17 protein-coding genes and 3 rRNA genes are annotated in these 23,141 nt (G+C 62.4%); 19 read left to right on the top strand and 1 reads right to left on the bottom strand.

What is annotated here, in order from left to right:
* Positions 1-162: 162 nt before the first annotated feature.
* Positions 163-651 (bottom strand): inorganic diphosphatase, encoded by a 489-nt coding sequence (locus ABD742_RS21970; RefSeq protein WP_344789058.1) that lies wholly within the window; start codon positions 649-651, stop codon positions 163-165.
* A 136-nt stretch (positions 652-787) separates the two neighbouring features.
* Between ABD742_RS21970 and dacB the strand changes: the two genes are divergently transcribed.
* The 19 genes from dacB to ABD742_RS21875 all read left to right on the top strand — a co-directional run bounded on the left by dacB (position 788) and on the right by ABD742_RS21875 (position 23,103).
* Complete coding sequence (dacB, locus tag ABD742_RS21965; protein ID WP_372460990.1) at positions 788-2,329, top strand: D-alanyl-D-alanine carboxypeptidase/D-alanyl-D-alanine endopeptidase; 1,542 nt, start codon at positions 788-790, stop codon at positions 2,327-2,329.
* Between the two features lie 76 nt (positions 2,330-2,405).
* A complete protein-coding gene (locus ABD742_RS21960; protein ID WP_234754892.1) occupies positions 2,406-3,509 on the top strand; it encodes a zinc-dependent metalloprotease in 1,104 nt (367 codons plus the stop codon).
* 104 nt (positions 3,510-3,613) lie between these two features.
* Entirely contained in the window at positions 3,614-4,651 is a 1,038-nt protein-coding gene (gene tilS / locus ABD742_RS21955) for a tRNA lysidine(34) synthetase TilS (protein ID WP_234754893.1), read from the top strand.
* Positions 4,652-4,682: 31 nt separating this feature from the next.
* Positions 4,683-5,234: a hypoxanthine phosphoribosyltransferase gene (gene hpt, locus ABD742_RS21950; protein WP_059388924.1), complete on the top strand. Its 552-nt coding sequence runs from the start codon at positions 4,683-4,685 to the stop codon at positions 5,232-5,234.
* Positions 5,235-5,523: 289 nt separating this feature from the next.
* A complete protein-coding gene (gene ftsH / locus ABD742_RS21945) occupies positions 5,524-7,593 on the top strand; it encodes an ATP-dependent zinc metalloprotease FtsH (protein ID WP_234754894.1) in 2,070 nt (689 codons plus the stop codon).
* Positions 7,594-7,603: 10 nt separating this feature from the next.
* A complete protein-coding gene (gene folE / locus ABD742_RS21940; protein WP_234754895.1) occupies positions 7,604-8,269 on the top strand; it encodes a GTP cyclohydrolase I FolE in 666 nt (221 codons plus the stop codon).
* 8 nt (positions 8,270-8,277) lie between these two features.
* Positions 8,278-9,183, top strand: a complete 906-nt coding sequence (gene folP / locus ABD742_RS21935) for a dihydropteroate synthase (RefSeq protein WP_234754896.1) — start codon at positions 8,278-8,280, stop codon at positions 9,181-9,183.
* 29 nt (positions 9,184-9,212) lie between these two features.
* Positions 9,213-9,572 (top strand): dihydroneopterin aldolase, encoded by a 360-nt coding sequence (gene folB / locus ABD742_RS21930; RefSeq protein ID WP_234754897.1) that lies wholly within the window; start codon positions 9,213-9,215, stop codon positions 9,570-9,572.
* On the top strand, positions 9,569-10,108 hold the full coding sequence (folK, locus tag ABD742_RS21925; RefSeq protein WP_234754898.1) for a 2-amino-4-hydroxy-6-hydroxymethyldihydropteridine diphosphokinase: 540 nt from the start codon (positions 9,569-9,571) through the stop codon (positions 10,106-10,108). Before folB ends, folK begins: the two co-directional genes overlap by 4 nt.
* 3 nt (positions 10,109-10,111) lie before the next feature.
* The gene (locus ABD742_RS21920) at positions 10,112-10,633 is read left to right on the top strand and encodes a DUF3180 domain-containing protein (RefSeq protein WP_234754899.1); all 522 of its coding nucleotides are present in this window, start codon (positions 10,112-10,114) and stop codon (positions 10,631-10,633) included.
* Positions 10,614-11,126, top strand: a complete 513-nt coding sequence (locus ABD742_RS21915; RefSeq protein ID WP_234754900.1) for a PH domain-containing protein — start codon at positions 10,614-10,616, stop codon at positions 11,124-11,126. The genes ABD742_RS21920 and ABD742_RS21915 overlap by 20 nt, the downstream gene beginning before the upstream one ends.
* Positions 11,123-12,622 (top strand): PH domain-containing protein, encoded by a 1,500-nt coding sequence (locus ABD742_RS21910; protein ID WP_234754901.1) that lies wholly within the window; start codon positions 11,123-11,125, stop codon positions 12,620-12,622. The genes ABD742_RS21915 and ABD742_RS21910 overlap by 4 nt, the downstream gene beginning before the upstream one ends.
* Positions 12,615-13,565 (top strand): Rossmann-like and DUF2520 domain-containing protein, encoded by a 951-nt coding sequence (locus ABD742_RS21905; RefSeq protein WP_234754902.1) that lies wholly within the window; start codon positions 12,615-12,617, stop codon positions 13,563-13,565. Before ABD742_RS21910 ends, ABD742_RS21905 begins: the two co-directional genes overlap by 8 nt.
* Before the next feature lie 2 nt (positions 13,566-13,567).
* Positions 13,568-14,470, top strand: a complete 903-nt coding sequence (panC, locus tag ABD742_RS21900) for a pantoate--beta-alanine ligase (protein ID WP_234754903.1) — start codon at positions 13,568-13,570, stop codon at positions 14,468-14,470.
* A gap of 138 nt (positions 14,471-14,608) precedes the next feature.
* Positions 14,609-16,057: a DHA2 family efflux MFS transporter permease subunit gene (locus ABD742_RS21895; protein WP_234754904.1), complete on the top strand. Its 1,449-nt coding sequence runs from the start codon at positions 14,609-14,611 to the stop codon at positions 16,055-16,057.
* A 604-nt stretch (positions 16,058-16,661) separates the two neighbouring features.
* A 16S ribosomal RNA gene (locus ABD742_RS21890) occupies positions 16,662-18,183 on the top strand.
* Between the two features lie 590 nt (positions 18,184-18,773).
* Positions 18,774-21,912: ribosomal RNA gene (locus tag ABD742_RS21885) — 23S ribosomal RNA — on the top strand.
* A 183-nt stretch (positions 21,913-22,095) separates the two neighbouring features.
* Positions 22,096-22,212: ribosomal RNA gene (gene rrf / locus ABD742_RS21880) — 5S ribosomal RNA — on the top strand.
* The 16S, 23S and 5S rRNA genes sit together here, the layout of an rRNA operon.
* Positions 22,213-22,383: 171 nt before the next feature.
* Entirely contained in the window at positions 22,384-23,103 is a 720-nt protein-coding gene (locus ABD742_RS21875) for a GntR family transcriptional regulator (protein ID WP_344789039.1), read from the top strand.
* Positions 23,104-23,141: the final 38 nt, after the last annotated feature.

Here is a 23,141-nt window from a genome sequence, read left to right as displayed (position 1 = left end):
TTCAAGCGGTTAATTCAGAGCGAACTGCTCGTTACGACGGCGGGTGCCCGGCGATTGCGAGCCGATCCGTTCCGCGTCGGGGCCAACCGATTAACGAACGACGGCGGCGGGTGCGGTTCGCATGGAACCGCACCCGCCGCCGTCGGGCAGGTGAAACTAGCCTTAGTGGGAGACCGGAACGTAACGCTTGATCGAAGCTTCCAGCTCGGCTTCGGCGGCTGCGCGGTCGGCCCAGCCTTCAGCCTTGACCCACTTACCCGGCTCAAGGTCCTTGTAACGGGTGAAGAAGTGCTCGATTTCCTTGATCAGGAATTCGCTGACATCGGTGATTTCCTGGATGTGGTCGAAACGCGGGTCCGCCGGAACGCACAGGACCTTGGCGTCTCCGCCGCCGTCGTCGGTCATGTTGAAAACGCCGATGGGGCGGGACTCAACGATCACGCCGGGGTACAGGTCGAAGTCCTGCAGGAGCACCAGTGCGTCCAGCGGGTCGCCGTCCTCGCCAAGGGTGTTCTCGAAGAACCCGTAGTGGGTGGGGTACTGCATGGAGGTGAACAGGACGCGGTCCAGGCGGACGCGGCCGGTCTCGTGGTCAACTTCGTACTTGACGCGCGACCCCTTGGGGATCTCGATCGTGACGTCGTGCTTCATGGAATGCTCCTTGACGGTATTGGCATGGGCGCGGCAACAGAGCAGCCGACGCCGCCGACTACTATTGAGGATATAGCGAGAGGCCCAAGTTTCTTGAAACGGTGGGGACATTCAAGACTTTGAGGACTAAAGCCGCATGAAGGGCGTTGACGAGGCGGGGGCTGAAAAGCAGGCTCCGGAACAGCAGGAGACTCCCGTTCTCAGACCCAGGAAGCCCGCGAAGCCTGCGTCGAAGCGCGTCGTCCGCTTTCTACCACTGGTTTTGTTGACGTTGGTCATCGCGGCCTTGGCCGTGCCGATGGGCCTCGGAGTCGCACCCGGATTCCTCGGTCCTGGATTCATGGGGGCAGCCGGTACGCCCGCCCCCAAGGTGCCGGCCTGGCAACAGGTCCCCAAGCAGCTGAGCCGCACCCAGATCGTTGCGCCCTTGGACGCTTCCGCCCCGGTACCGCTGCCGGCCGATGTCACAAACCAGCTCAACGCCCTCCTGACGCCCGACGGCGGGGGAGACTTCACCGGCGTCGTTGAGGACGCGTTGACCGGACTTCCGCTTTACGATCGCGACGGCGCCAAGAACCGGGTGCCGGCGTCCAACATGAAGCTGCTCACGGCAGTCGCGGCGCTGCGGGCGATCGGCCCGGAGACACGCTTCAGCACGCGGGTCCTCGCGGGACCTTCGGCGTCGACCATCATCCTGAGCGCCGGAGGTGACGTCCTGCTCGGCGACGGCCCCTCCCAGCCAAGCGAGGTGCTTGGCCATGCCGGCTTGGAGACGCTCGCAAGCGATGCGGCAAAAGCGCTCCAGGGCCGCGGCGTGAAAGGCCCGGTCACGGTGCAATTGGACGATGGACTATTCACCGGTCCGGCTTTGAATCCGGCGTGGAGCCTCGACGACGTCGCTGCCGGCGAAACTGCGCCAATCTTTCCGATCGCCCTGAACTCGGCCCGGACAAGCCCGGGGGCAACCACCGGTGCGCGTCCGCAAGACGCCGCGCTCACCGCCGCCGAGGCTTTCGCAGAGAAGCTCCAGGCCGCGGGCGCCGCTGCCGGATTCACGGTGGTCCCCGGCGTGGAACGCGCCTCCGCTCCGGCCGGAAAGCAGGACGTCCTCGCCAGCGTGGTGTCTGCGACCGTCCGCGAGCAAGTGGACTTGATGCTCGAAACCTCGGACAACTACCTTGCCGAGGTATTCGGCCGGATGGCTGCTCTGTCCGCTGGAAAGCCGGGATCGAACGACGGCGCGACGGCGGCAGTAAGCGCCCAGGTGGCGGAACTGGGGATCGCCACGGACTCCATGCATTTGGCAGACGTGTCCGGCCTTGCCTTGGGCAACCAGGTGTCGGCGCGGCAGTTCGCGGATGTGGTGCGTGCAATCACCTCGGGACCGGACACTCGTCTCCGAGCCGCCCTCGCCGGGTTCCCGGTGGCCGGACTGACCGGGACGCTCGGCGACCGCTACGGAGACGCCAGCACCTCCCAAGGGGCGGGACTGGTACGGGCCAAGACCGGCACCTTGAATTCGGTGATCGCTTTGAGCGGCTATGTAGTGGACGCGAACGGCCGTCTTCTGGTCTTTTCTTTTATCGGCAACGGCCTGACGCCGGGCGCAGCGGGGAACAAGGTGGCGCTGGACAGGTCCGCCACGGCACTCGCGTCATGTGGTTGCACCGGTGGTTGACGTTCAAGCTGCCTGACGTTCGCCGCTGAGCGAACTTAAGGGTGCAGATTCAGACTGTTGTGTTCTGATGGTTCGTATGGAGTCTCAGCAGCAAGCCCAGTCCCTCATCAACTGGGAGCTGGCCGCCTCCACGGCCGCCCGGCTCGCTCCCCCCGGCCCGGTACTGAGTCCGGCCCAGATCGGCAAAGCCGTGGACAGCCTGCGTCTCAGCGCGGACATCTCGGTACCGCACGTGCATGACATCACCGGTTTGGAAGCCGCACGCGATCTCCGCGATTCCCACGTGCTGGTAGTTGACCGGGCGTCGTGGGCGAAGGCCAATACCCAAAGTTTTGCCGTGATGCTCCAGCCGGCCCTTAAGCAAATGCTGGATTCCCGGCGGGGCCCGGCGATGACACCGGCTGCGGCGGCCGCGAGCGGCGCCATCACCGGCAGCCAGCTCGGGGCTGTGCTTGCCTTCTTGTCGAGCAAGGTCCTGGGCCAATACGATCCCTTCGCCGCGCTCGCCCCGGACTCGAAAGCGCCGCCTGCCGGCCGGCTCTTGCTTGTCGCTCCGAACATCATCTCCGTGGAGCGCGAGCTCAACGTTGATCCTGAAGATTTCCGGCTCTGGGTCTGCCTTCACGAACAGACCCACAGGGTGCAGTTCGCCGCGGCACCCTGGCTCCGGACCCACATGCTTGAGGAAATCGAACGCCTCAGCGCCAATCTGATCGGCAATGTGGACTCCATCATGGACCGCGCCACGGCTGCCGCCCGGTCCCTGCGCGACCGCTCCACCGGTGCCGTGCCCGGCCGCGGGGCCATCCTGGACCTGCTGCAAAACCCCGAGGAAAAGGCCTCCCTTTCGCACCTCACAGCCGTCATGAGTTTGCTGGAAGGCCACGCCAACGTGGTGATGGACGCCGTCGATTCCTCCCTGATCCCCTCGGTGAAGACCATCCGGCAGCGCTTCAGCGCGCGGGGCAAGGACCGCGGAATGATCGAGAAATTCATCCGCAACATCCTCGGCCTGGATGCCAAGATGCGCCAGTACAGCGACGGAGCCAAGTTCGTCCGTGAAGTGGTTGCGGTGGCTGGCATGGAGGGCTTGAACCAGGTCTGGGAATCGGCCGAAAAACTGCCCACAGAGACCGAAATCCACGACTCCAAGCTGTGGCTTGAGCGGATGGGGCTGTGACCGCAGGTACCACATCGGGCCCGGGCGCAAGCAGTGGAAGCGCACCAAGCAGCGGACGACGGCGTCCCGGGCGTTTGGCGCCGGTCGTCGGCAAAGCGCGGAACATGTTGCAGGACGCGCTGGCCTCCGCAGGCTATCCCGAGCGAATCCTCGTGGCCTGCAGCGGTGGGCCGGACTCCTTGGCGCTTGCCTCAGTGGCAGCCTACTTCGCCCGCCGAGGCCATGTGCACGGCCGCCCCGTGAGTGTGGCCGCCGTCGTGGTTGACCACCAGCTGCAGGAAGGCTCGGGTGAGGTCGCGGCACGAACCGTGTCGATCCTGGAGGGGCTGGGCCTCTCGCCCGTCCAGCTACGGACCGTGGAGGTGGCCGCTACCGGCTTCGGGCCCGAGGCGGCAGCCCGGGACGCCCGGCACGCGGCCCTCGAAGCAGCAGCCACGGAACTCGATTGTGGGGCAATCCTGCTCGGGCACACCCTGGACGACCAAGCCGAACAGGTACTCCTGGGCCTGTCCCGGGGCTCGGGAACCCGCTCCCTCGCCGGAATGCGGCCCGCCCGCGGCAAGCTGCTTCGTCCCTTCCTCGGCCTTCGCCGCGCGGAAACGCTCGAAATCTGCGAGGTCGAGGAACTCGAAACCTGGCACGATCCCAGCAATGCGGACCCCGCCTTCGCCCGCTCGCGGACCCGGGTTGAGGTGATGCCCTTGCTTGAAGACAAGCTGGGGCCCGGTGTTGCCGAATCACTCGCCCGCACCGCCGCGATCCTCCAACAGGATGCTGACTTCCTGGAGCAGCTTGCCGCAGAGAGCTATGCGGGCCTCGTGAACCGGACCGACGATGGAGTCTGGCTCCCCGAAGACCCGTTGAGGGAATTGTCTCCCGCGCTGAGGTTCCGGGTAATCGCCAAAGCAGCGGCCGACGTCGGGGGCCAACAGCCCGGCTACTGGCGGCTTCAGGCGGCCGAAGCGCTGCTGCGCCGGCAGGGATCGGCGGGTCCCGTGCAGCTTCCCGGAAGCGTCAGCGTCTACCGCGTATCACTGAGCGAATTGGAGCGGGAGGCCTCGGCAGGGGGAACTGCCGTTCCCCGCGAAGGCGGCGGCTGTGGGAAGCTAGTATTCCGGCATCAAAGATCGCCCCAACAGTAGCCGCACCCACGCATCAACACAGGAGCCATTGGTGGATTCAAACGACGTCCAGGCAGACCTCAAACACGTTCTCTACACCAAGGAGCAGATCCAGCAACGGATCGCCGAACTTGCTGCACAGATTGACAAGGACTACGAGGGCCGTGAGCTGCTGATCGTCGGCGTGCTCAAGGGCGCCGTCATGGTCATGGCAGACCTCGCGCGTGCGCTGCACAGCCACGTCAGCATGGACTGGATGGCGGTGTCTTCGTACGGCTCCGGTACCCAGTCCTCCGGCGTCGTGCGCATCCTCAAGGACCTTGATACCGACCTCATGGGCAAGGATGTCCTGATTGTCGAAGACATTATCGATTCCGGCCTGACCCTCTCCTGGCTCAAGACCAACCTCGAATCGCGAGGCACCGCTTCCGTGGAAATCTGCACGGCATTCCGTAAGCCTACGGCCGCCAAGGTCGAGATCGACGTCAAGTATGTCGGCTATGACATCCCCAACGAATTCGTCGTCGGCTACGGACTGGATTACGCCGAGAAATACCGCAACCTGGACTTTGTGGGAACCCTCGCCCCGCACGTTTACGAATAGCTCTTCCGAAGCGAACCACCGCGGCGCGGTTCGCGGAGTGAAAAGCGGCCTCCTGTTGGGGAGGCCGCTTTCGCTTTTTGCAGTGACGTTGGATCCTGAAAGAACCATGGATTTCCCCCGAGAGTTTCCGGAATTCCGCGTTCATGTACGCCTAGAGGGAACTTTTGCCCCTCACTATGCGTGAATCACTCCGAACGGTGTAAAGCTAGAAACTGACGCAGCACCACACGCGCGCAGAAGCTGCGCCGTGCAGCACTACCAGGAGGGACGGGGCGGAGCCCCCGAACAGATGAAAGCTAAGAGTTTCTTCAAGGGCCCGGGCATCTGGATTGTTGTCGTAGTCGGCTTGCTCCTGGTGGCATTTGCAACCCTTGCCCCCGGTGGATCCACCCGTATCGACACCGACAAGGGCCTCGCGATCCTCGCCCAGAGCGGCAAAGTGGACCAGGCCAAAATCTACGATGCCGAGAACCGCGTTGACCTGACGCTGAAAGACAACCTCGTCATCGATGGCCAGGACAAGGGCAAGAACGTCCAGTTCTTCTACGTCACCGCGCGAGCCGGGGATGTCGTCAAGGCCGTCACCAACGCCCAACCATCCGGCGGCTTCACGGACCAGCCTGTCGAGAACAACTGGTTCTCCGGACTGTTCTCGCTCCTCATCCCCGTACTCCTGCTGGGTGTGCTTTTCTGGTTCTTGCTCTCGCGCATGCAAGGCGGCGGTTCCAAGGTGATGCAGTTCGGCAAGTCGAAGGCCAAGTTGGTCAACAAGGACATGCCGCAGGTCACCTTCTCGGATGTCGCCGGTGCCGATGAAGCCGTCGAAGAGCTCCAGGAGATCAAGGAATTCCTCGCGGAACCGGCAAAGTTCCAGGCTGTTGGCGCAAAGATCCCCAAGGGTGTGCTGTTGTACGGGCCTCCGGGCACCGGCAAGACCCTCCTGGCCCGCGCCGTCGCAGGCGAGGCCGGCGTCCCGTTCTTCTCCATCTCCGGCTCGGACTTCGTTGAAATGTTCGTAGGTGTCGGCGCTTCCCGCGTCCGCGACCTCTTCGAACAAGCCAAGGCAAATGCGCCCGCCATCATTTTCGTTGACGAGATCGACGCCGTCGGACGTCACCGTGGCGCCGGTATTGGCGGTGGCAACGACGAGCGCGAGCAGACCCTCAACCAGCTCCTGGTCGAAATGGACGGCTTCGACGTCAAGACCAACGTCATCCTGATCGCGGCAACCAACCGTCCGGACGTCCTGGATCCCGCCCTGCTCCGTCCTGGCCGCTTCGACCGCCAGATCACTGTTGAAGCACCAGACCTGATTGGTCGCGAACAGATCCTGAATGTCCATGCCAAAGGCAAGCCGATGGCCCACGGCGTCGACCTCAAGGGCGTCGCGAAGAAGACCCCGGGCTACACCGGTGCGGACCTTGCCAACGTGCTCAACGAGGCCGCCCTCCTGACTGCCAGGTCCAATGCCAACCTGATTGACGACCGCGCCCTGGACGAGGCAATCGACCGCGTCATGGCCGGCCCGCAGAAGCGTAGCCGCGTCATGAAGGAAATGGAGCGGAAGATCACCGCCTACCACGAGGGCGGCCACGCCCTGGTGGCGGCAGCACTGCGCAATTCCGCCCCTGTCACGAAGATCACCATCCTGCCCCGAGGCCGCGCCCTCGGCTACACCATGGTTGTCCCGGAGGACGACAAGTACTCGATCACGCGCAACGAACTCCTGGACCAAATGGCCTATGCCATGGGTGGGCGCGTTGCAGAGGAAATCGTCTTCCACGACCCCTCGACGGGCGCCTCGAACGATATCGAAAAGGCCACCGGAACTGCGCGCAAGATGGTCACCCAGTTCGGCATGAGCGAGCGCATCGGCGCCGTGAAGCTTGGCGCAGGCGGCGGCGAGCCGTTCCTGGGTCGAGACATGGCACAAGAACGCAACTACTCGGACTCGGTGGCGTACATCGTTGACGAGGAAGTGCGCCGCCTGATCGATCAGGCCCACGACGAGGCCTATGCCATCCTGACCGAGAACCGGGACGTCCTGGATCAGTTGGCCCTCGAACTGCTTGAGCGTGAAACGCTGAATCAGGCCGAGATCGCCTACATCTTCCGCGACATCCGCAAGCGTGACTTCCGCGAGGTGTGGCTCTCCAAGGAGTCCCGTCCGGTCCAGACCATCCCGCCGGTGGAATCCCGCGCAGAGAAGGCTGAACGCGAGGCACAGGAAGAGGCCAAGGCCGCGCGTCTCGAAGAGCCCTTGGACGCTCAGTCCCCGCACCCGCAGGGAGTCGGCAGCCAGGAGTCATTCACCGGCCAAGGACCTGACGCGGGCACCGACGTTTCGCATCAAGGCTAAGCTTTCTGCTGTGACTCACATCGACGACGACGACTTCAGCGGTGCCGCCAGTGATGACTTCGGCGGCACTTCCGGGGGGAAATCAGGCGGCCACGGCCGCGGACACCACTATAAGGTCGACCGCCCCCGCATCGAGGCGGCCGTCCGCGAGATCCTCATTGCCGTGGGCGAGGACCCGGACCGTGGCGGACTGGTGGATACGCCGAAGCGCGTTGCCAAAGCCTACGCCGAGGTCTTCGCGGGCCTGCACCAGGATCCCGAAGACGTCCTGTCCACCACGTTCGACCTCGACCATGAGGAACTCGTGCTGGTCAAGGACATCCCGTTCTATTCCACGTGCGAGCACCATTTGGTACCGTTCCACGGCGTCGCGCACGTTGGATACATCCCTTCCCACGATGGCAAAGTGACGGGGCTGAGCAAGCTGGCCCGTCTCGTGGACATTTATGCCCGCCGTCCCCAGGTGCAGGAACGCCTGACCACCCAGATCGTCGAAGCGCTCGTGACCTACCTCAAGCCACGGGGCGCGATCGTCGTCGTCGAATGCGAACACATGTGCATGTCGATGCGTGGCATCCGCAAGCCCGGTGCCAAGACCGTCACCAGCGCAGTGCGCGGGCAACTTCATGACCCGGCCACCCGCGCCGAAGCCATGAGCCTCATACTCGGAAGGTAATAAAGACCATGGATTCCCTCGCAGCCGCACCAGGAACGGGCCCGGCTACCAGCCCCCTGCCCATTCTCCGCAAACCCCGTCCGGCCGCCCGCTTCGCGGACCTGCCGGCCGACCGCACGCTCGTCATGGGAATTCTGAACGTCACGCCGGACTCATTCAGCGACGGCGGCAAGCACCCCACGGCGGACACCGCCATCGCCCACGCTTTGCGCATGTTGTACGCCGGAGCGGACATCATCGACGTCGGGGGCGAATCGACCCGCCCGGGCGCCGAACCCGTCTCCCCGGAAGAAGAACAACGGCGGGTCTTGCCGGTGATCCAGGCACTCGTGAAGGCCGGGGCGCTTGTCAGCATCGACACGACGCACGCGTCGACGGCCGCTGCGGCTGTGGAGGCCGGCGCCGCGATCATCAACGACGTCTCCGGGCTGAGCATCGAACCTGAGATGGCCGAACTCGTCGCTCGTACCAAGGTGCCCTACGTCCTGACGCATCGCCGGGGCGACGCGGAGACCATGAACAGCCTTGCCGACTACGGGAATGTCGTGGAAGAAGTCATTGAGGAGCTCAAGGGCGTCCGCGACAAGCTTTACGCGGCAGGCGTCACAGCGGAGCAAATCATTGTGGATCCCGGCCTGGGTTTCTCCAAGGATGAGGACCAGAACTGGCAACTCCTCAAGTACATCGGCAAGCTGGATGAGCTTGGCCACAAGGTCCTGATCGGAGCTTCCCGCAAGCGCTTCCTCGGGACGCTCCTGACCGTGGCCGGCAAGTCGGCGGCACCGGAGGAGCGGGACCATGCCACTGCGGCCATCACGGCAATCAGTGCCGCGAACGGCGCCTGGGCTGTGCGCGTCCACGACGTCGGCCCCAGCCTTGACGCCGTCAAGGTTGCTGCGCGCATCAGACGCTAAGCTTCGTGAACAGAGGGGGAGGAACCGGCTTGGACAGGATCACACTGACCGGCGTGACCGCCGTCGGGCATCACGGCGTCTTCGACTTCGAGCGCCGGGACGGACAGCCGTTCGTCGTCGACGCGGTGCTGTACACCGATTTCAGCAAGGCCGCGGAAACGGATGACCTGCAGTTCACGGCCCACTACGGTGAAGTGGCCGAGTACATTACGTCCCTCGTTACGGGCGAGCCACTCAACCTGATCGAGGCCCTCGCCGTGCGGATCGCCGAGGGGATTCTGGCGGGCTTCAACGTCGCCGCCGTCGATGTCACGGTCCACAAACCCAAGGCTCCCATCGAAGTGCCCTTCGGTGACGTCACTGTCAGTGTCCACAGGGAGCGTGCATGAGCTCCCGTTTCACGAAAGCCATCCTGGCCCTTGGCAGCAACCTGGGCGAGCGGAACGACACCCTGTCCACCGCCGTTGCCGACCTCGTTGACCGCCCGGAAATCCGCCTGCTCGGCGTCTCTCCCGTGGTGCAGACCAAAGCCGTGGGCGGGCCCGTGGGGCAACCGGATTTCCTCAACATGGTGATCGCCATTGAGACCACCCTTGCGCCGCTGGAACTCTTGCAGCACTGCCACGACGTCGAACAAATGCACCACCGGGTCCGCGAGGTCCGCTGGGGCCCCCGCACGTTGGACGTGGACATCATCGTCTACGGCGAACTCACGAGCGACGACGAAACACTGACCCTGCCGCATCCGCGGGCTGCGGAGCGTGCCTTCGTGCTCTATCCATGGGCCCTCCTGGATCCTGCAGCGCGGCTCAACGGTGAAAGCGTCGCCGAGCTGGCCACCAAGGCCGAGGACTTTCCCGGGCTTCGGCCTTTCGACGGTTTCGACGGATCCGGCAGCGTCGCTGCCGCGGGAGCGGTGGAGTAGCCCATGAAGGCCATGCGTCCGCTCTTGTTGGCGATCATCGCCGTCGTTCTTGCCGCAATTGGCTGGCTGACCACTGTGCTCACCACGCGCTACAGCATGGCGACGCCGGTGCTTCCCCCTTCCGCGTTGGTGACCATGGGCTTCATCGCGGTGCTCACGTTGATCATGGGCATCCGTGTCCTGCGCTGGCGCAACGGCAAGAAGAAGACCATGCTCAACCCCATCCTGGCCGCGCGAACCCTGATCCTGGCCCAGGCCTGCGCCTATGCGGGCACGGTGCTGCTGGGCTGGCATGCGGGAATCGTGATTGAGCAACTCCGGCTTTGGAGCCTCCGCAGCGACCAAGGCATCTTGTGGCTCGCGCTCATCATGGGCGGCGGCGGTCTGATCATGACCATCGTGGGGCTCGTGGTGGAGCGGTTCTGCCGAATCCCTCCGGAAGACCTGGAAGGCGGCCCCGACGTCAGGGATTCACGCCGTGGCGAGGCCAAGGGCGAAGGCGAATATGCATACCGCGGCGATTGATCCTCCTGGCATCCAGTGGCTGCGCGTTTCGCCGAAATACGTGACGGTGCGGCTCGTCGAGTGGGCCATCGGCAACGTGATCACGATAGGCCTGTTCAGCCTGCCCTTGCTCTTCGTGGAACTGGGATGGTGGAAGTGGCCACCGCTGTGGCTCGCCGTCGCCGTTCCCGCGGCCTTTCTGCTTCTTGCCCTGTGGCGGCTCGTGTTGATCCCGAGGCAAGTGAGGGCCATCGGCTATGCGGAACGCGACGACGACCTGCTGATCCGCCGCGGCATCTTCTTCCAGCGGACCATGGTGGTTCCCTATGGCCGGATGCAGTTCGTCGATGTAGCGGTTGGACCCGTCGAGCGGCTCTTGGGGCTGTGCACCCTCAAACTCCACACCGCCTCGGCTGGAACCAACGCACACCTTCCCGGACTTCCCGCCGCTGAAGGCGCACGGCTGCGAGAGCAGCTTTCGGCCCGCGGCGAAGCGAGGCTGGCCGGGCTGTGACCCAGGAACAGACCGTGGTCGACGGCGGCTGGCACCGCGTCCACCCGGCGTCGCCATTCGTGCGGGGATGGGTGGCGCTAGCGGCGATCGTCTATTTCTTCGGCCGCGATACCTTTGAACGAGCCCTCCAAGGCCGCGGGACCATCGGCGACAACTTCAACGAACGCACGCTTTGGCTCCTGGCCGGGGGCGGCGTCGTGCTGTTGCTGGCTTTGGGGTCCTTCGTCCTCAGCTGGTATTTCACCCGGTACCAGCTTGCCGAAGGCTATGTCAGGGTCAACACCGGCTTCCTGTTCAAACAGCAGCGCCAGGCGCGGCTTGACCGGGTGCAGGCCATCGACATCGTGCAGCCCCTGCTTGCCCGTATTTTCGGGCTCGCGGAGCTGAAGTTCGAGGTGGCCGACGCCGGCCACTCGGCGGTGCGGCTCTCGTACCTCAGGCTCGCTCAGGCCAAACAGCTCCGTGCCACCATCCTGGGCCGGGCCGCCGGTATTGCCGACGGGAGCGAAACGGTCGAGGTGCCCGAGGCACCCGAACAGGTGGTGCTCTACGTGCCGCCTGGGAGGCTTGTCGGTTCGCTGATCTTGAGCGAGCAGAGCTTCTTCATTGTGCTCAGCGCCATCGCGTCCGTGCTGGTTTCAGTGCTGACCGAGTCCCGGGCCTTCATCCTCTACTTGATTCCAGCAATCCTCGGCCTGGGTACCGCCTACTGGCGCTCGTTCAACACGGGCTACAACTTCACGGCGGCAATTTCCCCGGACGGCATCCGTGTGCGCTACGGACTCCTGGATACCCGGGCCCAGACCGTGCCTCCCGGCCGCATCCAGGCCGTCAAGGTCACGCAGCCGCCGCTGTGGCGCATTCTCGGCTGGTATCGGATCCACGTGAACGTTGCCGGCTATGGTGAACACCACCGCAGCGAAGGCGAGCACCGGACCATGCTGCTTCCAGTCGGCCGGAAGGCCGAGGTGATGACGATGCTCTCACTCGTCTTGCCCGACCCCGGTATCGCCGACCCGGAGCGCGTGTTCACAGCCGGGTTGACCGGCCTGGATTCCGGCGCCGGCTTTGTCACCACCCCGAAGCGTGCCTGGATTCTTTCCCCGTTGGGCTGGCGACGCAACGGCTTCCTCTCAACGGACACGGCCCTGCTGCTGCGCTCCGGCCGTTTGTGGCGGAAGTTGGTGATGGTCCCGCATCAACGAACCCAGTCGATCGCCCTCCACCAAGGTCCGTTGGCCCGGCTGTTCGGCGTGGCCGACCTCGTGTTGCATACGACGCCAGGGCCGGTGGCGCCCCGGCTCATCCAGGCAGCCACCGAGGAAGCAGTCGGCTTGTTCGACCAGCAGGCGGCCCGAGCCCGGAAGGCCCGCAAACTGCAGAGTAGCGAGCAATGGCTGGCTCAACTTCCGCCCGTGGCGATGCCCGCCCCGGCCCCGCCGACCACGCATGCCATGCAGCGTGCATCAACCCAGGAGGACCCCGACCATGGCTAGGCCAGGACGACTCGGCGTAGGAATCGTTGGCGCCGGCAAGGTGGGTGCCGTGTTGGGTGCGGCCCTGCGCGGAGCCGAGCACGCCGTCGTCGGGGTTTCCGCAGTGTCGGAGGCGAGCCGGGAGCGGGCGGAGACGCTGCTGCCGGGGGTCCCGATCCTCGAAATCCAGGAAATCGTGGAGCGGTCCGAGTTGGTGCTCCTTGCTGTTCCGGACGATGCCCTCGGCGAACTCGTGGCGGGACTGGCCAAGCTCGGAGCATGGCAGCCCGGTCAACTTGTGGCGCACACTTCCGGCCGCTTCGGCGTCGGAATACTGAAGCCGGTCCGCGCGGCAGGCGCCATTCCGCTCGCCCTCCACCCGGCCATGACGTTCACGGGCATGAGCCTGGACCTGACCCGGCTCATGGACTGCACCTTCGGGGTCACCGCCGACGCCGCGATGTTGCCCATCGCCCAAGCCCTCGTGGTGGAGATGGGTGCCGAACCGGTGGCCATCGCCGAGGCCGATCGCACGCTCTATCACGCAGCCCTCGCGCACAGCTCGAACCACATGGTCACCCTCGTGGCCCAGTCATCCCAGCTGCTTCGGGACATCGGCGTCGACGCTCCGGAACGCATGCTCGGTCCCTTGCTCCGCGCCACCTTGGAGAACGCACTGGCCTCAGGCGAGTCCGCGTTGACCGGGCCCGTGGCCCGTGGGGATGTGGGAACCGTGGCCGCCCATGCGGAGGCCCTCCAGGAGTACGACGGCGGTGCCGGCGGCGATGTCCTCGCCGCCTACCGGGCCATGGCCCGCGCCACGGCCCGCCGCGCGGTCAACCGTGGCCTGCTCAAAGAGGGCCAGCTTGGTGACATCAACAACGCCTTGGACGGCTCAGGTACGCCGGACAACGGTGAGGACTGTCCAGGCAACGACGCTGCCGGGACGCAGGAAGGAAACTGAGAATGGCCATCAAACTTGTGACCACGGCAGCGGAACTGCGGGCCGAAAGCGCGCGGTTGCTCGCGGAAAAGCGCGGCAGCTCGCAAGGCCTCGTCCCCACGATGGGAGCGCTGCACACCGGTCACGCAGCGCTGGCCCGCACCGCCGTCGAGCAGAACGACGTCGTGGTGGCGTCCATCTTCGTGAATCCCCTGCAGTTCGGCGAGGCCGCGGACCTCGAACGCTACCCGCGTACGCTCGATGCCGATATGGCCCTCCTGGACGCCGAGGGCGTGGATCTCGTCTTCGCCCCTTCCGTTGACGAGGTTTACCCCGGTGGAGAGCCGCTGGTCCGGGTGACGTCGGGACCGCTGGGCGAGAAATGGGAGGGCGCCTCGCGTCCCGGCCACTTCGACGGCGCCCTCACGGTGGTCGCCAAACTGCTGCACTACGGCATGCCTGGCGGTCCAGCCGTCGACGGCGGTGCTGCCGCGTACCGCGCGTACTTCGGCCAGAAGGATGCCCAGCAGTTGGCCCTCGTGAAGAGGATGGTGGCCGATCTCAGCTTTCCGGTGGACATCGTGGCCGTGCCGACCGTGCGCAACACTGAAGGGCTGGCGCTTTCCAGCCGGAACCGTTTCCTTTCCGAAGAAGAGCGGGAGGCTGCGCTGGTGCTGTCCCGTGCCCTCCGCCTCATCGAGTCCCGCGCCCTGGCAAACGAACCGCTCGAGCTGGACTCCGCCGTCGCGCTCGTTGAATCCCAGCCCCTCGTGAAGCTGGACTATTTCGACGTCGTCGATCCCCGCACGCTGGAACCGCTCGCCGAAAACTGCAAGGAAACTCCTTTCCGCGGTGAAGGGCTTGCGATCATTGCGGCGAAGGTCGGACCCGTGCGGTTGATCGACAACGTGCCGCTGAGTTCCTGACCACTCTTAACATTCGGATGCCCGTACGCAAACGTTTGGATTAAGCTGCTGACGGGAATGCGGTTGAGGCTTAGACTGTTGCAATCTTCACCGGTGCCGAGCGCCGGAAACCATCGCACCCAAAGCTGAGGGATCCTCATGTCTACCGACGTCACATCAGACGCGTCCGGCAGCCCCGTGCCGGAAGCGGGGACACAGCAAGCCAGCGACAGGATGTCGCGCGAGTCTGTCACCGTCATCGTCACGCTACTTGTGGCCACCTTCGTGGTGATCCTCAACGAGACCATCATGAACGTTGCCTTGCAGCGGCTCATGACGGACCTCAACGTTGACGCGCCCACAGTCCAGTGGCTCTCCACCGGATTCATGCTGACCATGGCCGTGGTCATACCCACCACCGGTTTCATCCTCCAGAGGCTCACCACCCGAGCTGCGTTCCTCCTGGCAATCGGACTCTTCAGCAGCGGCACCCTGCTCGCGGCACTAGCCCCGGGTTTTGGAGTGCTCTTGTTGGCGCGCATCGTCCAAGCGGGCGGCACGGCAATCATGCTCCCGCTGCTGATGACAACCATCTTGACGTTGGTGCCCCTGTCCCGCCGGGGTGCGGTGATGGGCAACGTGACCATTGCGATTTCGGTTGCGCCGGCCTTGGGCCCCACGGTTTCCGGCATCATCCTTGACCACTTCTCGTGGCGATTCATGTTCGTCTTCGTGCTCCCGGTGGCCTTGCTGGCCATGGGCATCGGCGCCAAGTTCCTCACAAACGTCGGCGAGCGAGGGAGCGTGCGGCTGGACTTCGCCTCGGTGGTCCTGACCGTTCCTGCCTTCGGCGGGCTGGTCTATGGACTGAGCCAGATCGGCGGCCATGGCGGAGCGACTGCCGTGCCGATAGCTGCGCTGGTGATCGGGGTCTTGTGCATGGTGGCGTTCGTTTTCCGCCAGCTCAAGTTGCAGAAGTCCGACGCGCCCCTGCTGGACCTCAGGGCCTTCAACTTCCGCATGTTCACGGTGTCGGTCCTGCTCATGGTGGTTGCCATGATGGCCCTGTTCGGCGGAGTGATCCTGCTGCCGCTCTACCTGCAGAACGTCCTCCACCTGCAGCCGATGGAGACTGGACTGGCGCTCCTTCCGGGCGGCTTGGCGATGGGCCTGCTCGGGCCGGTTGTCGGCAGGTTGTTTGACAAGATAGGTCCGCTCCCGCTCACTGTGACAGGTTCCATCGTGCTGGTACTCACGCTGTGGCAGTTCTCGATGCTCACCGCGGATAGCCACTTGTGGTGGGTCGTGGTCCTGTACGCAGTCCTTAGCCTGGGCTTGGCGCTGCTGTTCACGCCGGCGTTTACCACTGGCCTCAACCCGCTCCCGCCCCACCTCTATTCGCACGGCTCGGCCATCATGAGCACGCTGCAGCAGGTGGCAGGAGCCGCAGGGACCGCACTCCTGGTTTCGATCTTCGCTGTGGTGTCTGCCGCGTCCGGCCTTGTCGCCGGGATGCAGGCCGCCTTCCTGACAGCCACTTTGATTGCGGTGGTTGCCGTCGTGCTGTCCACTATGATGCGCAAGACCAAGGGAGCAGCCGGGCACTAGCCCGCTCTGGTTGCTTCGCTGGTTCTTGTGTGACGCACGGCATGTTTTATGGCTTGCGGCCCGAAAGGCATTCATTCTGGTGGTGCTGGACCTGAAATCGCTGTGTCGAAGCGGGTTTTGGAGTGCAGGACGGTGGTGCGGGGGTGATTTGCGTGGGGTCTTGTGGGTGTGTAAAGTAGTTCGAGTCGCCGCCGCTGATGCGGAAAAATTGCGACAGACTCCCTTCCAAATGGAAACCAAATTCCTGGTTCGCTTTTGTGCGTTCCGGTGCGGTTTCCGGGGGTCTCGGATGGTGTTTTGTCCGGCGCGGTTCCCGGTTCGGGAGTTGTGCGGAGAGGGCGGGTCTGGTAGGTTTGGGAAGTTGCTCCGGAGCGATCCTGGACCCTGTTGTGGGTGTGGGTGGTGCCGGGTGTGTCTGTTGTTTGAGAACTCAATAGTGTGCCAAGTTTGTTGATACCGATTTGTTTTTATGAATTGGTTGTTTTGGCTGGTTCTGTGTCGCTTCGGTGGTGCGGGGCTGGTTTTTTACAGCTGGTTTCAAATTTTGTGCAGCTCTTCCGCCGTTATTTCCGGTGGTTGTGGTTGTGTCTGTTTTTGTTTTACTTCAACGGAGAGTTTGATCCTGGCTCAGGATGAACGCTGGCGGCGTGCTTAACACATGCAAGTCGAACGATGATCCGGTGCTTGCGCCGGGGATTAGTGGCGAACGGGTGAGTAACACGTGAGTAACCTGCCCTTGACTCTGGGATAAGCCTGGGAAACTGGGTCTAATACCGGATATGACTGCTCCGCGCATGCGGTGGTGGTGGAAAGCTTTTGCGGTTTTGGATGGACTCGCGGCCTATCAGCTTGTTGGTGGGGTAATGGCCTACCAAGGCGACGACGGGTAGCCGGCCTGAGAGGGTGACCGGCCACACTGGGACTGAGACACGGCCCAGACTCCTACGGGAGGCAGCAGTGGGGAATATTGCACAATGGGCGGAAGCCTGATGCAGCGACGCCGCGTGAGGGATGACGGCCTTCGGGTTGTAAACCTCTTTCAGTAGGGAAGAAGCGAAAGTGACGGTACCTGCAGAAGAAGCGCCGGCTAACTACGTGCCAGCAGCCGCGGTAATACGTAGGGCGCAAGCGTTATCCGGAATTATTGGGCGTAAAGAGCTCGTAGGCGGTTTGTCGCGTCTGCTGTGAAAGACCGGGGCTCAACTCCGGTTCTGCAGTGGGTACGGGCAGACTAGAGTGATGTAGGGGAGACTGGAATTCCTGGTGTAGCGGTGAAATGCGCAGATATCAGGAGGAACACCGATGGCGAAGGCAGGTCTCTGGGCATTAACTGACGCTGAGGAGCGAAAGCATGGGGAGCGAACAGGATTAGATACCCTGGTAGTCCATGCCGTAAACGTTGGGCACTAGGTGTGGGGGACATTCCACGTTTTCCGCGCCGTAGCTAACGCATTAAGTGCCCCGCCTGGGGAGTACGGCCGCAAGGCTAAAACTCAAAGGAATTGACGGGGGCCCGCACAAGCGGCGGAGCATGCGGATTAATTCGATGCAACGCGAAGAACCTTACCAAGGCTTGACATGAACCGGTAACGCCTGGAAACAGGTGCCCCGCTTGCGGTCGGTTTACAGGTGGTGCATGGTTGTCGTCAGCTCGTGTCGTGAGATGTTGGGTTAAGTCCCGCAACGAGCGCAACCCTCGTTCTATGTTGCCAGCGGTTCGGCCGGGGACTCATAGGAGACTGCCGGGGTCAACTCGGAGGAAGGTGGGGACGACGTCAAATCATCATGCCCCTTATGTCTTGGGCTTCACGCATGCTACAATGGCCGGTACAAAGGGTTGCGATACTGTGAGGTGGAGCTAATCCCAAAAAGCCGGTCTCAGTTCGGATTGGGGTCTGCAACTCGACCCCATGAAGTCGGAGTCGCTAGTAATCGCAGATCAGCAACGCTGCGGTGAATACGTTCCCGGGCCTTGTACACACCGCCCGTCAAGTCACGAAAGTTGGTAACACCCGAAGCCGGTGGCCTAACCCTTGTGGGGGGAGCCGTCGAAGGTGGGACCGGCGATTGGGACTAAGTCGTAACAAGGTAGCCGTACCGGAAGGTGCGGCTGGATCACCTCCTTTCTAAGGAGCACCATTATCATTCCCGTGGTTGCCGCATGGTGGCTGTGGGGGTGTGTGGAAGCAAAGCCCATTGCGCAGGCGTCTGTTCTGCGGTGGGTGCTCATGGGTGGAATATCAGCAGATAGCGGCCGGTTGGTTCTTTCCCGCCCCTAGTACGGATGCTTTCGAGTGTCCTGGAACGGTGCGGGTGGGGGTGAGCCGGTTTTTCGTGTTTGGCACACTGTTGGGTCCTGAGGCAACAGGGCCGTGGCGTGGGGTGCGTGGCCTGTTTGGGTTTGCGTGTCTTTTGTCGCGGGTTTGGGTGTTTCTGGTTTCCTGGCTGCATGGTCCGTGCGTTGGTGGCCGTCCCCGTTTTTGGGGGTGGTTGGTGCGGGGGGTGTGGTACGGGGTTGTTGTTTGAGAACTACATAGTGGACGCGAGCATCTAGGCACGCGCATGGTCATTGCTTCCTTTCGGGGGTGGTGGGGTGTGTGTGTCTTACAGCAATTTCTTTTTATGAACCTGGATCCGGCCGCGTGGTGCATCCTTTCGGGGTGTGTGGCGTGGCGTGGTTTCCGTGGTTCTCTCGAGAAGTTTTTTGATCTTGTGTGGTCAAGTTTTTAAGGGCACACGGTGGATGCCTTGGCATTAGGAGCCGAAGAAGGACGTAGGAATCTGCGATAAGCCTGGGGGAGTTGATAACCGAACGGTGATCCCAGGATGTCCGAATGGGGAAACCCCGCCAGACGCGTTTTTCGTGATCTGGTGACCCGCATCTGAACACATAGGGTGCGTGGGGGGAACGCGGGGAAGTGAAACATCTCAGTACCCGCAGGAAGAGAAAACAAGAGTGATTCCGTTAGTAGTGGCGAGCGAACGCGGATGAGGCTAAACCGTTCCATGTGTGATAGCCGGCGGGCGTTGCATGGGCGGGGTTGTGGGACTTTCCGTACTGGTTCTGCCGGACCGGTGGGGTGAGAGTGCAGACATAGGTGAACGGTCTTGAAAGGCCGGCCGGAGAGGGTGTTAGCCCCGTAACCGTAATGTTGTGTGCCGCCTGGAGAGGATCCCAAGTAGCACGGGGCCCGAGAAATCCCGTGTGAATCTGTCAGGACCACCTGATAAGCCTAAATACTTCCTAATGACCGATAGCGGACCAGTACCGTGAGGGAAAGGTGAAAAGTACCCCGGGAGGGGAGTGAAACAGTACCTGAAACCGTGTGCTTACAATCCGTCGGAGCAACCTTGTAGTTGTGACGGCGTGCCTTTTGAAGAATGAGCCTGCGAGTTAGTGTTACGTCGCGAGGTTAACCCGTGTGGGGTAGCCGTAGCGAAAGCGAGTCTGAACAGGGCGAGTGTAGTGGCGTGATCTAGACCCGAAGCGGAGTGATCTACCCATGGCCAGGTTGAAGCGACGGTAAGACGTCGTGGAGGACCGAACCCACTTCAGTTGAAAATGGAGGGGATGAGCTGTGGGTAGGGGTGAAAGGCCAATCAAACTCCGTGATAGCTGGTTCTCCCCGAAATGCATTTAGGTGCAGCGTTGCGTGTTTCTTGCCGGAGGTAGAGCTACTGGATGGCCGATGGGCCCTACAAGGTTACTGACGTCAGCCAAACTCCGAATGCCGGTAAGTGAGAGCGCAGCAGTGAGACTGTGGGGGATAAGCTTCATAGTCGAGAGGGAAACAGCCCAGACCACCAACTAAGGCCCCTAAGCGTGTGCTAAGTGGGAAAGGATGTGGAGTTGCGAAGACAACCAGGAGGTTGGCTTAGAAGCAGCCATCCTTGAAAGAGTGCGTAATAGCTCACTGGTCAAGTGATTCCGCGCCGACAATGTAGCGGGGCTCAAGTACACCGCCGAAGTTGTGGATTTCAGATAGTAGACAAGCCTTCGTGGTTCAGTCGTCTGGAGTGGTAGGGGAGCGTCGTGTGGGCGGTGAAGTCGCGGTGTAAACCAGCGGTGGAGCCTACACGAGTGAGAATGCAGGCATGAGTAGCGAAAGACGGGTGAGAAACCCGTCCGCCGAATGATCAAGGGTTCCAGGGTCAAGCTAATCTGCCCTGGGTAAGTCGGGACCTAAGGCGAGGCCGACAGGCGTAGTCGATGGACAACGGGTTGATATTCCCGTACCGGCGAAGGACCGCCCATGCCAAGCGGGGGATACTAACCGCCCGGAGCCTGCCCAATCACCCTTGTGGTGTGCGGGTTTTGGCCGAGCGCGGGACCTGATCCCGGGAGGTAAGCGTATTAACAGGTGTGACGCAGGAAGGTAGCCGGGCCGGGCGATGGTTGCCCCGGTCTAAGGATGTAGGGTCAGCGATAGGCAAATCCGTCGCTGTGTCTTTGATGACGTTCCTGAGATCTGATGGGACCCCCGTCATGGGGGGATCCGGTGATCCTATGCTGCCTAGAAAAGCATCGGCGCGAGGTTCTAGCCGCCCGTACCCCAAACCGACACAGGTGATCAGGTAGAGAATACCAAGGCGATCGAGAGAATTATGGTTAAGGAACTCGGCAAAATGCCCCCGTAACTTCGGGAGAAGGGGGGCCCCAACCTTGAACACCACTTGCTGGTGGGAGGGGATCGGGGCCGCAGAGACCAGGGGGAAGCGACTGTTTACTAAAAACACAGGTCCGTGCGAAGTCGCAAGACGATGTATACGGACTGACTCCTGCCCGGTGCTGGAAGGTTAAGAGGACCGGTTAGCCGCAAGGCGAAGCTGAGAATTCAAGCCCCAGTAAACGGCGGTGGTAACTATAACCATCCTAAGGTAGCGAAATTCCTTGTCGGGTAAGTTCCGACCTGCACGAATGGAGTAACGACTTCCCCGCTGTCTCAACCATAAACTCGGCGAAATTGCAGTACGAGTAAAGATGCTCGTTACGCGCAGCAGGACGGAAAGACCCCGAGACCTTTACTATAGTTTGGTATTGGTGTTCGGAGTGGCTTGTGTAGGATAGGTGGGAGACGTTGAAGCCCGGACGCCAGTTCGGGTGGAGTCATCGTTGAAATACCACTCTGGTCACTTTGGACATCTAACTTCGGCCCGTGATCCGGGTCAGGGACAGTGCCTGATGGGTAGTTTAACTGGGGCGGTTGCCTCCTAAAAAGTAACGGAGGCGCCCAAAGGTTCCCTCAGCCTGGTTGGCAATCAGGTGTCGAGTGTAAGTGCACAAGGGAGCTTGACTGTGAGAGAGACATCTCAAGCAGGGACGAAAGTCGGGACTAGTGATCCGGCGGTACATTGTGGAATGGCCGTCGCTCAACGGATAAAAGGTACCTCGGGGATAACAGGCTGATCTTGCCCAAGAGTCCATATCGACGGCATGGTTTGGCACCTCGATGTCGGCTCGTCGCATCCTGGGGCTGGAGTAGGTCCCAAGGGTTGGGCTGTTCGCCCATTAAAGCGGTACGCGAGCTGGGTTTAGAACGTCGTGAGACAGTTCGGTCCCTATCCGCTGCGCGCGCAGGAAATTTGAGAAGGGCTGTCCTTAGTACGAGAGGACCGGGACGGACGAACCTCTGGTGTGTCAGTTGTACTGCCAAGTGCACCGCTGATTAGCTACGTTCGGATGGGATAACCGCTGAAAGCATCTAAGCGGGAAGCTCGCTTCAAGATGAGATTTCCATGCACCTCGTGTGTGAGAGGCCCCCAGCCAGACCACTGGGTTGATAGGCCGGATGTGGAAGACAGGACCAAAGACTGTTGAAGCTGACCGGTACTAATAGGCCGACAACTTACACCACACAAACACGATCACTGCTTGCGTCCACTATGTGGTTCCCGAACAACAACCCGCCACCGGTTTGTTGCTCCAGGAACCGAACAACTGAATAACAACACCACCGAACCCCTCAAACGGGTTTGGACAAGTTGTAACCACCAGTCTTCCCGCCCCGCACCCCGTGCGGCGGACCGGGTAACAGGGTTACGGCGGTCATAGCGTGGGGGAAACGCCCGGTCCCATTCCGAACCCGGAAGCTAAGACCCACAGCGCCGATGGTACTGCACCCGGGAGGGTGTGGGAGAGTAGGACACCGCCGGACAACCATTAACGGTCCAGGCCCCGACACCACGTGTCGGGGCCTGCACCATTTAACCCACCACCCCCGCCAACGCCCGCTCACCTATAAGCCGGAAATCCGAAACCCTCGCTCACCTATGGACCCCTCCGAGATGCAGGTTCGCGTCACCCGTACAATGTCAGGATGAGTAGCATGCAACAGGTTACTCCCGGAGTGTCGCTGACAGCGCAGGCCACAGACATGCTGCGGGCGGCAATCACCTCCGGCGAGATGACGCCCGGGGAGCACTATTCCGCGATCGGGCTAGCCGAGAGACTCGGCGTGTCCAGGACACCGGTACGTGAGGCCCTGCAGCTGCTCGAAAAGGAGGGCATTGTCCGGATCGAGAAGAACCGTGGTGTCCGGGTGCTGCAGATTTCACTTGATGAGATTGTGCAGATCTTCCAGATCCGAATTCTTCTTGAGCCCCAGGCAGCGGCTCGGGCCGCCGAGGTTGTCACCAAGGATGACCTGGAGCATTTCCGGGTGCTGCACGGTCGCATCCTGGATGCTGCAGCCGGCGATGATGGTCCCGGAACCCTGCAGGCGGACAAGGAATTCCACTTGTTTCTCATGGGCTTGGCGGGCAATCCCCGGTTAACGGCGCTGGATGGTGAACTCCGCAATCTGGTTCTTGCGCAAGGGTTGGTAACCATCCCTTCAATCCGAAGTAGCCAGGACTTGGCCGACGACCGTCGAGGCATTCTCGAGGCATTGGAGCGACAGGACCCGCAGGCTGCATGGGCTGCGGTTCGAGAACATGTCACCCGCACCGCCCGGCTTCTCATTACAGGTGTTTGCGCGAAGACGCCTGGACTGTCCGCCGATGCATATCTTGCAAAGCTGGATCAGCTGACGAAATTCCGCGGCTGACTCCGATACGACGAAGAATTGTTTACACGCCGGGAACG

This window comes from Arthrobacter ramosus, assembly GCF_039535095.1.
Lineage (GTDB): Bacteria > Actinomycetota > Actinomycetes > Actinomycetales > Micrococcaceae > Arthrobacter > Arthrobacter ramosus.
The sequence above is the reverse complement of the archived record's forward strand: the minus strand, read 5'-3'. Positions and strand labels throughout refer to the sequence as shown.